This is a genomic window from Haloarcula sp. JP-Z28 (assembly GCF_011440255.1).
GTDB classification, from domain to species: domain Archaea; phylum Halobacteriota; class Halobacteria; order Halobacteriales; family Haloarculaceae; genus Haloarcula; species Haloarcula marismortui.
The window spans coordinates 206,055-221,236 of record NZ_JAAOHT010000001.1; the positions used below are offsets into that span (position 1 = coordinate 206,055).

At 63.6% G+C, this 15,182-nt stretch carries 11 protein-coding genes; 5 read left to right on the forward strand and 6 right to left on the reverse strand.

What is annotated here, in order from left to right; translation table 11 throughout:
* Nucleotides 1-38: 38 nt before the first annotated feature.
* On the reverse strand, nt 39-419 hold the full coding sequence (locus G9463_RS00985; RefSeq protein ID WP_011223955.1) for a VOC family protein: 381 nt from the start codon (nt 417-419) through the stop codon (nt 39-41).
* 102 nt (nt 420-521) lie between these two features.
* On the opposite strand from G9463_RS00985, the gene G9463_RS00990 reads away from it, so the two are divergent.
* Entirely contained in the window at nt 522-3,560 is a 3,039-nt protein-coding gene (locus G9463_RS00990) for an FAD-binding and (Fe-S)-binding domain-containing protein (protein ID WP_165895727.1), read from the forward strand.
* A gap of 562 nt (nt 3,561-4,122) precedes the next feature.
* Here G9463_RS00990 and G9463_RS00995 read toward each other — a convergent pair.
* Complete coding sequence (locus G9463_RS00995; protein ID WP_165895728.1) at nt 4,123-5,421, reverse strand: DUF362 domain-containing protein; 1,299 nt, start codon at nt 5,419-5,421, stop codon at nt 4,123-4,125.
* Between the two features lie 126 nt (nt 5,422-5,547).
* Nucleotides 5,548-6,678 carry a serine hydrolase gene (locus G9463_RS01000; protein WP_165895729.1) on the reverse strand — a complete coding sequence of 377 codons (1,131 nt, stop codon included), beginning with the start codon at nt 6,676-6,678 and terminating at the stop codon, nt 5,548-5,550.
* A gap of 150 nt (nt 6,679-6,828) precedes the next feature.
* Between G9463_RS01000 and G9463_RS01005 the strand changes: the two genes are divergently transcribed.
* Nucleotides 6,829-7,599, forward strand: a complete 771-nt coding sequence (locus G9463_RS01005) for an IclR family transcriptional regulator (RefSeq protein ID WP_165895730.1) — start codon at nt 6,829-6,831, stop codon at nt 7,597-7,599.
* 58 nt (nt 7,600-7,657) lie between these two features.
* Here G9463_RS01005 and G9463_RS01010 read toward each other — a convergent pair whose 3' ends face one another.
* Nucleotides 7,658-8,821, reverse strand: a complete 1,164-nt coding sequence (locus G9463_RS01010) for an acyl-CoA dehydrogenase family protein (RefSeq protein WP_004958220.1) — start codon at nt 8,819-8,821, stop codon at nt 7,658-7,660.
* An 82-nt stretch (nt 8,822-8,903) separates the two neighbouring features.
* Here G9463_RS01010 and G9463_RS01015 point away from each other — a divergent pair, with 82 nt between their 5' ends.
* Together G9463_RS01015 and G9463_RS01020 are read left to right on the forward strand one after the other, a co-directional pair.
* Nucleotides 8,904-10,373 (forward strand): aldehyde dehydrogenase family protein, encoded by a 1,470-nt coding sequence (locus G9463_RS01015; RefSeq protein ID WP_165895731.1) that lies wholly within the window; start codon nt 8,904-8,906, stop codon nt 10,371-10,373.
* A 94-nt stretch (nt 10,374-10,467) separates the two neighbouring features.
* Nucleotides 10,468-11,283 (forward strand): aminoglycoside N(3)-acetyltransferase, encoded by an 816-nt coding sequence (locus tag G9463_RS01020; RefSeq protein ID WP_165895732.1) that lies wholly within the window; start codon nt 10,468-10,470, stop codon nt 11,281-11,283.
* Between the two features lie 33 nt (nt 11,284-11,316).
* Here G9463_RS01020 and G9463_RS01025 read toward each other — a convergent pair whose 3' ends face one another.
* Nucleotides 11,317-12,378 (reverse strand): zinc-dependent alcohol dehydrogenase family protein, encoded by a 1,062-nt coding sequence (locus G9463_RS01025; RefSeq protein WP_127014254.1) that lies wholly within the window; start codon nt 12,376-12,378, stop codon nt 11,317-11,319.
* Between the two features lie 147 nt (nt 12,379-12,525).
* On the reverse strand, nt 12,526-14,181 hold the full coding sequence (locus G9463_RS01030; protein ID WP_165895733.1) for a long-chain-fatty-acid--CoA ligase: 1,656 nt from the start codon (nt 14,179-14,181) through the stop codon (nt 12,526-12,528).
* A gap of 171 nt (nt 14,182-14,352) precedes the next feature.
* Between G9463_RS01030 and G9463_RS01035 the strand changes: the two genes are divergently transcribed.
* Nucleotides 14,353-15,147, forward strand: a complete 795-nt coding sequence (locus G9463_RS01035; RefSeq protein WP_127014252.1) for an enoyl-CoA hydratase/isomerase family protein — start codon at nt 14,353-14,355, stop codon at nt 15,145-15,147.
* Nucleotides 15,148-15,182: the final 35 nt, after the last annotated feature.

Genomic DNA, 15,182 nt, shown 5'->3' on the forward strand with positions numbered 1-15,182 from the left:
ACGTACCGTTTCGTCACTCGAAACGCCGTGGGCGCGATTCAGTCTTCCAGCGGTTCGATGAGTTCGACGTGATGGCCGTCAGGGTCCGCGACGAAGGCCGTGTACGCGCCGGCCTCCGGCTGTGGGCCGGGCTCTTTGACGACGCCGTGATGATCGATGCGGTCGACCGTTGCGTCGACGTCGTCCACGCCGAGAGCGAGATGGTCCCAGCCGGACCCCATCTCGAAGCTCGTCTCCCCGTCCGTTTCTGCCAGTTGCAGTTCGACGCCGCTGTCGTCGGCCACGTAGTAGTTCGTCGTCTCGCCGTCGGGCGTGGTGAACTGCCAGGACTCCTCGAAGCCGAACTGCTCGTAGAACGCGATCGATGCTGTGGCGTCGGCCACGTTCAGGCACATATGAAGGATGCTTGCATTGCCCATACATCGCTTCCAGTGCCCTGCGTCAAATAGCTGGCGGGCTACGTAAAGCGAATTGTGACCGCATGCCACAGACTTTAATGATTATTACTCCTGAATGCTCGTATGGCGATCGAAAATATCGAGGACACCTGGTCAGCACAGGAACTGGACCTGAATCGACCGGATGTCGACGCGTATCGGGATCTAGCGGAAGCGCTCCGTGCACGCGTCACAGGTGGGGTTGAGTTCGACGAATACGCCCGGATTCTGTACGCAACGGACGGGAGCATCTACCGTGCCGAACCGGCAGGGGTCGTGTATCCGACGGATATCGACGACGTGCGGGCGGCTGTCGAGGTTGCGACGAGCCACGGCGTTCCGATACTGCCCCGCGGGACCGGGTCGTCGCTCGCCGGGCAGACCGTCGGCCCGGGCTGTGTCGTTCTGGACATGTCCCGGCACATGGACGATATCCTCGATATTCGGCCGGACGAGCAGACGGCGCACATCCAGCCCGGTGTGGTGCAGGACGACTTAGACGACACGCTGGCCAACTACGGTCTCAAGTTCGCGCCGGACCCGGCGTCGTCGAACCGCGCCTCGGTCGGCGGCGGCATCGGAAACAACTCTACCGGCGCACACTCCGTCAGGTACGGCATCACCGATGCCTACACCGATGCAGTGAAAGCTGTCCTCTCTGACGGCTCGCTCATCCACGCCCGGGAGGTCGTTATCGACTCACCGGAGTGGGACGACATCGTGAGCAAGGACGACCGCGAGGCCGACATCTATCAGACGGTCCGCGAAGTCGTCGAGGAGAACGCCAACGAAATCGAGGACCGCTATCCTGACCTCAAGCGCCGGGTGTCTGGCTACAACCTCGACCGCGTTATCTACGAAAACGACGACGGCGAGCGCGTGCTGAACCTCGCGAAGCTGTTTGTCGGGAGCGAGGGGACCCTCGGGGTCATTGTCGAAGCCGAACTTTCGCTGGTGACCGTCCCCGAGGAGACCGCGCTGGCGCTGTACTGCTTTGACACGCTTCCCGATGCGATGCGGGCTGTCCCGGTCGCGCTTGACTACGATGTCAGCGCGGTCGAGTTGATGGACGACGAGATGTTCAGGCTCGCAGCCGGCTCCGACGGCTACGCCGAGTACGTCGACCCGATTCCGGACCGAGCGGCCGCGGCGTTGATGCTCGAATACGACTCGGAATTGCACGATGACTTCGAGGCGGCCATCGCGCGGACCAACGAACGGTTCCTCGATAACGGAGCGGCCTTTGACGTGGTGGAAGCCTACACCGACGCCGACCAGGCTGACCTCTGGAAGCTCCGCAAAGCCGCGATTCCGCTCCTGATGTCCATGGACGGCGACCCCAAACCGTACCCGTTCATCGAGGACGCGACGGTCCCGCCCGCCGAACTGGCCGAGTACGTCGAGAAGTTCGAGGAGGTGCTGGCCGACCACGACACCTCGGCCGCGTACTTCGCCCACGCCGGCTCCGGAACACTCCACATCCGCCCGATTCTCAACCTGAAGGAGGAATCCGGTATCGAAGACATGCACTCCATCACCGACGACGTGACCGACCTCGTGCTCGAACACAATGGGTCGTTCTCCGGTGAGCACGGCGACGGGATGGCCCGAACGGAGTTCACGCCCAAGATGTACGGCGAGACGCTCTGGGATGCGTTCAAACAGGTCAAGACGGCCTTCGATCCGCAGTGGTGGATGCACCCGGGCAACGTCGTCTACCGCGACGGGCCGGCGGATATCGGCCCTGATGCCGACCGAGGGGTCGGTGCGGACATGCGCGAGAACCTCCGGTACGGGCCCGACTACCAGTCTCTGGAGCCACAGACGACGCTAGACTTCGAGGACGAAGGCGGCTTCTCGGAGCTCGTCGAACTGTGTAACGGCTGTGGGACCTGCCGCCAGACCGACGGAGACGTGATGTGTCCGACATACCGCGCCTCGGAGGAGGAGGTCCAGACGACGCGGGGCCGCGCGAACCTCCTCCGGTCGGCTATTAGTGGCGACCTAGACGAAGACGAGATTCACTCCGACCGCTTCCAGGAGGAAGTGCTCGACCTCTGTGTCGGCTGCAAGGGCTGCAAGAGCGACTGCCCGACCGGCGTCGATATGGCGAAACTCAAGACCGAGCTGAAACACCAGCACCACGAAGCGGAGGGGGCCAGCCTCCGGGAACGCCTGTTTGCTAACATCGACACTGCCTCGAAGCTCGGGTCGGCGCTGGCACCGGTCTCGAACTGGGCGACAGACATTCCGGGCGCGCGGGCCGTTATGCAGAAACTGTTCGGCATCGCGCCGGAGCGCGAACTCCCCACCTTCAGCCGGGAGACACTCCAAGACTGGTTCGATGCACGCGGTGGCTCGACTGTCTCGCGGGCCGAAGCCGACCGCAAAGTCCTGCTGTTCCCCGATACGTACACGAACTACTCGTACCCGACGGCCGGCAAGGCCGCCGTCGAAACGCTGGAAGCCGCAGGCGTCCACGTCACCATTCCGGACAACACCGCGCCGTCCGGGCGAGCGGCGTACTCCACCGGAATGCTGGACGTGGCCCGCGACCGAGCCGAGACGAACACGGACCGGCTGGCGGACCGCGTCACAGAGGGGTGGGACATCGTCTTCGTCGAGCCCTCCGACGCCGTGATGTTCCAGGACGAATATCTGGACTTACTCGACGGGTCGGCAGTGTCGCAGGTGGCCGACAGCGCCTACGGCGTGCTGGAATACCTCGACACGTTCCGACTCGACGACGCGCTGCCGGTCGAGGACCGCTCACTGGGAGCTGCCGGCGCGGTCAGCTACCACGGCCACTGTAACCAGAAGGGGACCAACAAGGACCACCACGCCGTCGGCGTCATGCGCCGCGTCGGCTACGAGGTTGACCCGCTGGACTCGACGTGCTGTGGCATGGCCGGAAGCTTCGGCTACCACGACGAGCACTACGACCTCTCGAAAACGATTGGGCGGCTGCTGTTCGACAAGGTCGAAGAAAGCGATCGCGACCGTGTCGTTGCTCCGGGCGGCTCCTGCCGCTCGCAGCTGGGTGACCGCGACGGCGTCGACGAGATTCCGCCCCATCCTATCGAAGTCGTCGCCGAGCGCGTGCCGGAGACGACGACATCATAATCTCGCGGCAACGCGAGAACTCGCTGAGCGCTCTCGGCAACAGGGGTGGACATCGCGATGGCTGGACGCGGAATCTGGACGTTCGTTCCCTGCCGGAAGCCGGCTGGAGCACAACGGCAGCGATAAGCTAAACACCGGATGCACTGCTTGCGCTGTCGCGGGCGGACTCCGATGATATCGCCGGCTGCCGGCCGGAGACGACCGTGTTTTCAGACTGGGTATCTACTTCCAGGCTTACACCAATAGGAGATACATCTCTTTTCTCGGGATTTGAAATTTTATTTTGAGTTTTAGCATCTTAACGCTCGCCAATGTATTCAGAAGACGGCTTTTACTGAGATATAGGTTCTATGTGCACACACACATAGTATATAAAAGTTTGTTATGACACAGTATCGGCGTGGAAATTCAGTATCCATCCCTGCTTTAGCTCTCACACTGGTACGGATTGCAGTCCGGTCTGAGCCACAGCGGAGCACAGCGACACAGCCGGTCAGAGAAACGGATGTACAGTTGTTAGAAATTGTTTCAGCGGCATGACGGGGCCGCCGATACCGATGGGTCACTCCCGGGTAAACGACGCTGTCCCGTCGCTAAACGCAAGCGACTCGAGATCGGTGACTTCGGCGGCGGCTGGCAACTCATCGACAAGCGGCTCGGAGACGTGGAGCGTCGAGAGGTCCTGTGTGGTCTGTATCCAGACGATGCGGACAGTGTCAGGATCGTAGCCGCCGAGCGCGGACAGCGCCGTCCGGATAGCAAACTCGTCGTCCGGCGCAACGAGGGGGAGCTTCGCCTTCGCCGTCGACCCGCTGGTGAGTGCATTCGCGTACGTCTTCTGCAGGTCCAGCTGGTCGAGGGCAGCCTGTCGGGTGATGTCGGCCAGCCCGATGCCGTTGCCGTTGCCCTTCGTCGCCTCGGTGAGCCCGCGGGCGTACAGCAGCTTGATCGACGGCTCGTCGGGGTCCGGCGCGTTGAGGACGCGGTAGCGGCCGATGACGTTCGTGTCCATTCCCGCGCCGGAGACGTCCTTGCCGAGCTCGTCGACGACGAGCAGGTCGATGTCGTCGACCGGGAGCGTCGCCATCTCGTCGTAGGCCTGTTCCAGCAGCGCTGGCTCACGGTCGGTGAACGAGCCCGCTGGAATCGCCTCGACGTGGGCCGTCTCCTCGTGGAAGTTCTCGACCAGCGCCACGCCGCCGACCAGCGGCAGTGCCGACTCAACAACCGGGAGTGCAGCTTCCAGCGTCTCCACGTACCCCTCCTTGATGGCTGTCGAGTGGAACGCCTTCGCGCCGTGTTGCTTGCACAGCCCGACGACGGTCATCTTCGTCAGGCCGCTCTCGATGCGGCCGCTGTAGTTGGTGTGGGGCTTCACCCGGTTCACGACGACCACGGCATCCGCTTCCTGCGCCGCCGTCGAGACGTGGACCGGAAACTCGGTGTCACCGACAGTAACGGTGTCGACCTGTGCAGTGTCCATCCGGGCGTCGATGGGGGCATCAAGGCGCGACTCCGTGATGCCCAGGCTCTCCAGCACTTCGCGCTGGCCCTCGGGCGTTGCCCCGCCGTGGCTCCCCATCGCCGGGACGACGACCGGCTCGAAGCCCCGATCACGGATATCCGCAACGACAGTCTCGACGATGTCGTCGATACGGTGGATGCCACGGCTGCCGACGGCAACGGCAACAGTCGCACCCGCTTCCAGCCCGTCAAAGTCGAGGCGGTCGAGTTCGGTCCGCGCCGCGGCAGACGGGTCGTCAACGGCGGCTGTCTCTGGCTCGTACTGGACACGAGCGAAGTCCGGCAGCGGTTGTGGGTCAATGAGGGCGTCCACGTCGCCTCGGTCGGGGAAGTTCATATCAGAGGGTTAACCGCGGGCCATACAAAAACCGGGGTCACCCGTCGCTACCGTGGCTGGGTGTGCGAATCTCGTTCCAGAAGGGCAGGAAATCCCGGTAGCGACAGGTGTCAGAGGGTGCCGCGTTCAGTCCTGCAACAACAGCCGGACGGCGTCGGAAAGCTGGCCGACGCGAGCGGCGTGTTCGAAGGACTCGTCGCGGATACCGTTCGTGACGAGCGCGAACCCGACGTTCAGTTCAGGGTCGCCCCATCCGAAGGAACTCCCGAGGCCGGCGTGGCCGAACATCCGCTCTTTGCTGGCGGCCCCAAACATGTCGGCGGCGAGCCCGCCGGTCCAGACGCCAAGGCCGTAGCGGGCCGGGCGCGACAGCGTGCCGTCGGACTCGGTTTCGGCGTGAGTCGTGGTCGCTTCGTCGACGGTCGCTTCGGTCAGCAGTTGCGTCCCGTCCAGTGACCCGCCGTTGGCGAGACAGGCGTAGAACCGGGCCATGTCCCGTGCCGTACCGATGCCGTTAGCCGCGGGGATCACTGCCCGGCGCATCGCTTCCTGATTGAACGCTCCGGCGTATGCGGCAGGGTCCTCGAGCCCTTCTTCGACGTCGTGACACCGCTCGAACGCTTCGTAGCCGGCCAGAGTCGCCACGTCGTCGGACTCGTCATCCCGCAGACCGATACCGGTGTGGTCCATCCCCAGCGGCTCGAACACGTGCTCCGCGACGTACTCCTCGACCGGCTGGCCGCTACAGCGGCGGATGAGTTCGCCGACCAGCCAGCCGTAGTTGATGACGTGATACGCTGGCGTCGTTCCGGGCTCGAACACAGGTTCGATGTCCTCCATCGCCGCGACGACGGCGTCCCAGTCGCCCCATCGCTCGGGCTGGTCGTCGAACTCACCGAAGGGGAGGCCGGCGGTGTGGCTGAGTACCTGCCGCACTGTGATGGCTGCTTTCTGCGTGCCGTCGTCGGCAAACTCCGGCCAGTGTTCGACGACCCGGTCGTCGTAGTCGAGTGCACCCTGTTCGACAAGTTGGTGCAGGCCGACGCCGGCGAACGGCTTCGTACAGGAGAACAGCAGATGGCGTGTCTCGGGCGTCGTTTCGTCGCCGTCGGGGCCCGTAGAGCCGCCGGCGAAGTCGACGACGAGGTCGCCGTCGACGTACACCGCCAGCTGTGCGCCGTGGTGCAGTCCGACCTCGAGTTGTCGGTCGAACTGAGCCCGGAGCTGTTCGATGGCGTCTGCGCTGAGTTGTGGCATACCTTGTCTTGGCTCCGGCGAGATAATAGAAGTTAGGTTCTGTTCGGTCGCGGAATCGAGCAGCGGACGGCTACTGATTGCGTTCGAGTTGTCAGACCATTATGGTCGATTATGCGAAACGTTGATGTCACTAAGCGGTCACAACTCCGTATGCTCGAAAACAAGAACGGAACGTCCGAGGTATCGACGACCCGGACGTCGTTCGAGATTCTGGCGCTGATTCGGGACGCGGGAGGCGCGACAATTGCGGAGATTCGGGCGGAGACGGACCTGGCCAAGAGCACGGTGTATCGGCACCTCAAGACGCTGCACGACATGGACTATCTCGTCGAGGAGGACGGGGAGTACCGACTCTCGCTGCGGTTTCTGCAACTCAGCGAACCGCCGCGGATACGGCGGCCGGGCTATATCGTCGCCAAACAGAAAGTCATCGAACTGGCGATAGAGACCGACGAGCGAGCCCTGTTTCTGGTCGAGGAGGGGTTCGAGGGCGTGTACCTGCACCGGGCCGGCGGCCGGAATCCGCTCCAGAGCGACACGATGATCGGCAAACGCCGGCCACTGCACGCGCTCGCCGCAGGGAAAGCCATTCTCGCGGAGTGGTCTGACGAACGAATCGAGGAGTTCGCCGAAACCACGGCGCTCGACGGGCTGACGGAGAACACGATCACCGACCGAGACGTGCTGTTCGAGGAACTCGAACAGGTCCGCGAGCGGGGTTATGCGACCAACATGTCAGAACACATGGACGGTCTGCGGGCGGCTGGCGTGCCGGTGTACAACCACGAGGACGACCTCATCGGCGCGTTGAGCGTCTTCGGGCCGAATGGCCGGGTGAGCCAGGACGACATCGAATCGACGTACCCCGATCTGCTGGAACGGAAAGCCAGCGAGTTGAAGATCGACCTCACGTACGATTGAGAAGTGCTGGTTCACGCCGGCCCGGTCGTTCCGCATACCGGAATATGTCGGACAGTCCCTACTCGAAGGCCGGGATGCCGGTCAGATCGTGCCCGATAATGAGCGAGTGAATGTCGTGCGTCCCCTCGTAGGTGTAGACGGTTTCGAGGTTCGTCAGGTGCCGCATCGGGGAGTAATCAGCCGTGATGCCGTTGCCGCCAAGCATCTCGCGGGCCACCCGTGACTGCTCGCGGGCCATCCGCGCGTTGTTGCGTTTTGCCATCGACACCTGTTCCGGGCGGAGGTCACCGCGTTCCTTCAGGTCGGCGAGCCGGTGGGCGAGCAACTGGCCCAGCGATATCTGGGTCGCCATCTCCGCGAGCTTCTCCTGCTGGAGCTGATAGCCGGCGATCGGTTTGCCGAACTGCTCGCGGTCGGTGGCGTACTCGTGGGCGGTCTCGAAACAGTCCATCGCGGCCCCGACCGTCCCCCAGGCGATGCCGTAGCGGGCCTGCGTGAGACAGGACAGCGGCCCCTTCATTCCCTCGACGCCCGGCAGAACGTTCTCCTCGGGGACGCGGGCGTTCTGCAGACTGATCTCACCGGTAATCGATGCCCGCAACGAGAGCTTCTCGTCGATCTTGTTCGTCGTCACGCCGTCACGGTCCGTTTCGACGAGGAAGCCCCGTACGGGGTTGCCGTCGGCGGACGTGACTTTTGCCCACACCACTGCGAGGTCGCTGATAGGCGCGTTCGTGATCCATGTCTTCGAGCCGTTCAGGACGTAGCCGTCAGCGTCGCGCTCGGCCGTCGTCTCCATCGCCGACGGGTTCGATCCGTGTTCGGGCTCGGTCAGACCGAAACAGCCCACCCGCTCGCCGCTGCCGAGCGCCGGCAGCCATTCCTCCTTCTGGGCGTCGCTACCGTAGGCGTGAATCGGGTACATGACGAGCGCACCCTGTACGCTGGCCATCGAGCGCAGGCCGCTGTCGCCAGCCTCCAGTTCCTGCAGCAGAAGGCCGTACGCCGTCTCACTGAGCCCCGGGAGGCCGTACCCATCGAGGTTCGGGGCGTAGAACCCGAGTTCGCCCATCTCGGTGATGAGGTCCGTCGGGAACGTGCCGTCGATCCAGTGCTGCCCGACATCCGGCTTGACTTCGTTCTCGACGAAGTCCCGGGCTGTGTCACGGACCATCCGCTCTTCCTCGCCGAGGTCGCCTTCGAGACCGAGGTAATCGATCATATAGGACCTGTGGCCGGGGTTCAATTAAGCGTTTGCCTGGTGCCAAAGTGCTAAAAGTCCGTGGCGCTGTCGATACTATGGAATGTCACAACCAGATAGCCAGACGGCGTGGGACCGACTGTACATCGACGGTGAATGGAGAGACGCTGGCACATCTGAGACGATTCCGGTGACTAACCCCGCGACAGGCGATGAAATCGCGGCGGTACCCGCCGGAACGGAAGGCGATGTCAACGATGCCTATCAGGCCGCCGAGGCGGCCCAGTCCGACTGGGCGGCGCTGTCGCGCGAGGAACGCAACGAGTACGTCCAGTCGATGATTGCGGTGATGCAGGACCGACTCGACGAAATCGTCGAACTACTTGCGACGGAGTCAGGCAGTGTCCAGGCCAAAGCGACTGCCGAGGCCAACTTCGCCATGGCGGACTTCCAGAGCGCTCTGGAGATGGTCCCGCCGGAAGAGGAGGTCCGCGATTCGATGTATCACGAGGACAAGGACCATCACATCGTCCGCGAGCCCGCTGGCGTCGTCGGGATTATTTCCCCGTGGAACTTCCCGCTGCACCTCACGACGCGAGCGCTCGGTCCCGCGCTCGCACTGGGGAACACTGTCGTCATCAAGCCCGCAACGGACACGCCGATTACCGGCGGGCTCCTGCTGGCCGACATTGCCGAGGAAGCCGGCCTCCCGGACGGCGTCGTCAACGTCGTCACGGGCCACGGCTCCGACATCGGCGACCGGATGGCCGGCCATCCGACCGCCCGCGTGATGTCGTTCACCGGGTCGACGGCAGTCGGCAGGTCTGTGGCCAGTCAGGCCGGGGACGCGCTCGCGCTCCCGGCGCTTGAACTCGGTGGGAACGGACCGTTCGTCGTCACCGAGGACGCCGATATCGAGGCAGCCGCCAAGGCCGGCTCTGTCGGCGCGTTCGGCCATCAGGGACAGGTGTGTATCTCGATTAACCGCCACCTCGTCCACGAGGATGTCTACGATAAGTACGTCGAGAAGCTCGTCGAACACGCGGAGTCACTGACTATCGGGAACCCGCTGGACGAGGACGTGGAGTTCGGTCCGATCATCAACGAGAGTCAGGTCGACCAGCTTACCTCGTTCATCGAACAGACTGTCGATGCCGGCGCGACGCTGGAAACGGGCGGCGAGGTCGAGGACCTGTTCCTCGAACCGACCGTCCTCTCGGGGTGTACCAACGATATGTCCGCGGCGTGCAACGAGCACTTCGGCCCCGTCGCTCCAGTCATCCCCTTCGAGTCCGACGAGGAAGCTGTCGAACTCGCAAACGACACCGAGTACGGCCTCGCTGCAGGCGTGTACAGCGACGATATCGAACACGGGCGGTCCATCGCCGACCAGATCGACGCCGGGATGGTCCACGTCAACGACCACCCGATTCAGGACGAACCCAACGCCCCGTTCGGCGGGATGAAAAACTCCGGCCTCGGCCGGTACAACGGCGAGTGGATCATGGACGAACTGACCGAGACCAAGTGGATCTCCGTCCAGCACGAAGAGCGCGACTACCAGCTGCTCTAAGCCAGTCGATTCGGGGCCACGGCAGTAACCCACAACAGCGGCTCGGTGTCTCCGGGAACACGAAACTTATGCCCGCTTTCGGCTAGCATCGCCTATGGATACGCCGCGACCAAGCGACCGTTCAGCGGAACCGGTCACCGTGGATTCGATAGCACATGACCTCCGGACGCTGGGTCTCGAACGCGGGGAAACAGTACTGGTCCACGGGTCGCTGTCCGAGCTGGGATGGGTCTGTGGTGGCGCACCAGCGGTGGTAGACGCCCTGCAGCGTGTCGTCACCGAAAGCGGGACGGTAGTGATGCCAACGCACTCACCCGGCAACAGGGACCCCGATAATATGGGGAACCCACCAGTCCCAGACTCGTGGGCCGACACAATTCGCGAGCAGTTCCCACCGTACCGACCAGCAGTGACGCCAACGCAGGGAATGGGTGCAATCGCCGAGTGTTTTCGCACGTATCCAGCTGTCCACCGGAGCGACCACCCACAGCATTCATTCGCCGCATGGGGGACCGACGCCGAGGCCATCGCTGGCGGGCACGCCTACGACTACTCGCTCGGGGAAGCCTCACCGCTGTCAGCGGTCTACGACCGTGCCGGGAGAGTCCTGTTTCTTGGAACCTCACATGCGACAAACACCTCGCTGCACCTCGCTGAGTACCGCGCCGATATCGACGCCGACACGACAAAACACGCCAGTGCCGTACTTGCTGAGGGCGAGCGCGAATGGCGCCAGTGGACGGACATCGAACTCACCGATACGGATTTTCAGGCCTGCGGCGATGCGTTCGAGCGTGCACACCCCAGCGCCGTCGAGACGGGGACTGTCGGCGTCGGCGAGTCGAAACTCCTCACACAACAGCCGATGGTGGACTTCGCTGTCGAGTGGCTGACAGCAAATCGTTCGTAGGTATCAGCGACCACGGAGCAGTGCCGGCGTGTCTCAGAACTCGTCGATAACGGGGATGCCGACCGTCTCGTACTCACCCATCGACGAGAGAGTGGCCGGCACGTCTTCGAGTGCGAGCGTCTCCCCGACGATCTGAGAGGGGTCGAGCGTCCCGGCGTCGATGAGCCGGAACAGTTCGTCGTAGCGAACCGGCGGCATCCCGTAGGAGCCGTGGAAATCGATTTCCTGCAGGGTCATCGTATCCACCGGAAGCGAGATTTCCCCGGCCTCCTCGTCAGTCGTGAGCCCGACCTGCACGTGGGTGCCCTGCTTGCCCAGCGAGCCAACAGCGTTGCGACAAGTCTCCGGGATACCCAGCGCGTCGATTGCCACATCGGCCCCGCCGTCCGTGACTGCGTGAACCTCACCGGGGACGTTGTCCGCCTCGGCAGCGTTGATTGTCGCCGCCGCGCCGAGGTCCCGCGCCCGGTCGAGTTTGCGGTCCTGGACGTCGACCGCAATCGGTTCGGCCCCGAGCGCATCGGCGATATGGACTGCCGAGAGCCCAACGCCGCCACAGCCGTGGATCGCGACGGCGTCGCCCGGCCTGAGGTCCGCCCGGTCGGTCAGCGCGTGGTATGCCGTCATGAACCGACAGCCAAGCCCAGCCATCTCGGTGAAGTCGACTGCGTCCGGCAGCGTGACGCAGTTGAAGTCGGCTTCGCGGACAGGGAACGCCTCGGCGAACGCTCCCGGTGCGGCGTCGAGGAATCCGAGCGGCATCGATGTCTCGCAGATATTAGCGTGCCCGCGCTGGCAGTACTGGCACGACCCGTCGCCGAGGTGGAACGGGACCGTAACGCGGTCCCCCTCGGAGAACTGTTCGACGTCCGCGCCCACGTCGGCGACGATCCCAGCCGGCTCGTGTCCCAGAATCTGCCCGGGACCGGTCTGGATGCCGAACCATTCCCAGTCCCCCTGCCAAGCGTGCCAGTCGCTCCGGCAGACTCCACAGGCTTCGGTCTCGATGACGACCTGATCCGGCTGGGGCTCCGGATAGGGCACATCCTGAATCGTGAGCGGTTCGCCGTGCTCCTCGATGACAGCTGCTCGCATACCACAATAGTCACAGGACTATCATAAATACCTATCCACGGGCAGACCTGTTGTGGCTGGCTCAGTGGCGGTGGCTGCACGGTATCGAGAACGCCGCCGTCGAAACGATACCTGACAGCCAGAACGCTCTGCCACGGTATGGCCGAGTTACGTCGCCGGAGCGTTCTCGGCGACGGTTTCGATGACCGACTCGTCGACGTACTCGTCACGGAGCGTCTGCTTGGAGAACTTCCCGGTCGCACCCTTGGGAATCCCGTCGACCAGACGGATGGCGTCGGGGACCCACCACGACGGATACGACTCGGCGACGAGGTCTTTAATTTCCTGCCGGAGCGCGGCTTCGTCGGACACAGCATCGCGTGTAACGACGAACGCGGCGGGGCGTTCGTCCCACCGTTCGTGGGGGACAGGGACAACGGCGGCTTCGACGACCTCGTCGTGACCCATAACCGCGTTTTCGACCTCGACGCTGGCGATCCACTCGCCGCCGCTCTTGACGAGGTCGTCCATCCGGTCGACTACGTCGACGTACCCCTCCGGACTCACCCGGACAATGTCACCGGTCTTGAACCAGCCGTCGTCGGTGACGGCCTGTTCGGTCGCGTCGGGGGCGTTGTAGTACTCCTGTGTGACCCACGGGCCACGCATCCAGAGTTCGCCCAGCGACTCGCCGTCCCAGGGTACTTCCTCGCCGTCGGTGTTGACGACTTTGAACTCCAGTCCGGCAATCGGAAGCCCCGCGGAGTGGCTCCGCAGGTCGAACAGCTCCTCCTCCGGAAGGTCCGCCAGCCCGGGCTTTGGCTCGTAGGCGTGGGTGACCGGCGACGTTTCGGTCATACCGTAGCCGGAGATGAGGTCCACGTCGAACTCCTGCTTGTAATCCTCCATCAGTGACCGCGGCGTCGCGGACCCGCCGCTGGTGAAGTACCGAACCGACGAGAAGTCCACGTCGCTCTCGCGGGCGTACTCGAGCAGGTCCATGAAGACGGTCGGGACCGCTGCGGAGACAGTCACGTCCTCTTCCTCGATAAGTTTCGCCAGGTCCTCGGCCGACGGGTTCGGCCCGGGGAGGACCGTCTTGGCTCCGGCAGCGATAGTCGTGAACGGGCGACACCAGCCGCTGACGTGGAACATCGGGACGTACGTCAGTTCCACGTCGTCGGTCTTGATACCGGCCTCGCTGGTCATCAGCGACATGACCTGCGTCCAGTACATCTTCTGGGTGTACTCGACGCCTTTGGGCTTGCCTGTTGTCCCGGACGTGTAGCACATCCCCGCCGGCTGGTCCTCGGGCAGTTGCGGGAAGGAGTAATCGGGGTCGCCGTCGGCGATGAACGATTCGTAGTCGACGACCGGCTCCAGCGACGTTTCGGGGACGGTGTCACCCATCACGATGTACTGCTCGACGGAATCAAAGGCCTCCTCGTCGTAGGCCCCTTCCAGCTTTTCCAGCATGACGGGGTCGACGATGAGAATCTCGTCCTCGGCGTCGGCCACGATGTGCTGGATGTGCTCGTCGGGCAGGAGGAGGTTAATCATGTGGACCTGCGCGCCCATGCAGGCGACGCCGTAGTAGGCCTCCTGATGCCAGTGGTTGTTCCAGGCGAACGTCCCGACCCTGTCGCCACGTTCGATACCTGCCTGTTCGAGGGCCGAAGCCAGCTTCCGCACGCGCTCGGCGTACTCCGCTATTGTGTATCGGTGAATCCCCTGATGTGTCCGCGAGACGATCTCGCTGTCGGGGAACACGTTTTCGCCACGCCACAGGAATGACCGGAGGTTGAGTGGTGCACCACCTGGCATACTCCGTGTCAACACACACCGATATGTTAAAACTAGCCCTGCTCGCTGTGGTAACTCTTGACGTGCCACCCACAGTTCGTGGCCAGCGCTGTCTGAAACTGTGAACCAGCGGTAAATTTATACCGGAACCATGTGAAGCGACCCCATGCAGCGACAACGGAGTGATATCCAGTGAGCGAGTCCGTACTGCTCTCCATCACCGACGGCATCGCCACGCTGACGCTGAACGAACCGGAAACGCGGAACGCACTCACACAGCCCGTATACGACGCCTTGGAGCGCCACCTCGATACCATCGAGACTGCGTCCGATGTTCGGTGTGTCGTCATCGAGGGCACCGGCGAGTCGTTCTCGGCCGGCGGCGACATCGAGGGAATGAGCGAGCGGCTCACGAACGACGACCCGACCGACGACGCCGTCAGCGAACTGGCTCGTCGGACCCGCGACACCATCGCCAGAGTCGTCGCACTGCCGGTCCCGACCGTCGCAAAGGTCGACGGGTCGGCCGTCGGGGCCGGCGCGAACCTCGCTATCGCCTGTGACATCCAGCTGGCGAGCGAGTCGGCCAGCATCGGTTTCGTGTTCCGGCAGGTCGGCCTCAGCGTCGATGCCGGCACATCGTATCTGCTTCCCCGCATTGTCGGGACGAACGTCGCAAAGGAACTCGTATTCACTGGCGAGATACTGGATGCCGAGCGAGCCGCAGAACTGGGCCTGTTCAACCACGTCTACGATGCCGCGTCGTTCGAGTCCGAAGTCGAGGCGACCGTCAGCCGTATCGCCAATGGGCCCACCATTGCCCTCCGGCACTCGAAGCGGCTGCTTCAGGACGGTCTGGAGAAGTCCTTCGACCGCGCCCAGCGCGACGAGGCAACGGCACAGGGCATCGTCTTCGAGACGGCCGACCATGAGGAGGGTGTCGAGGCGTTCCTGACCGACCGCCGACCGGAGTTCGTCGGACGGTGACACGACCCGCAGTTTTTCATGACACGGAGCCAAAT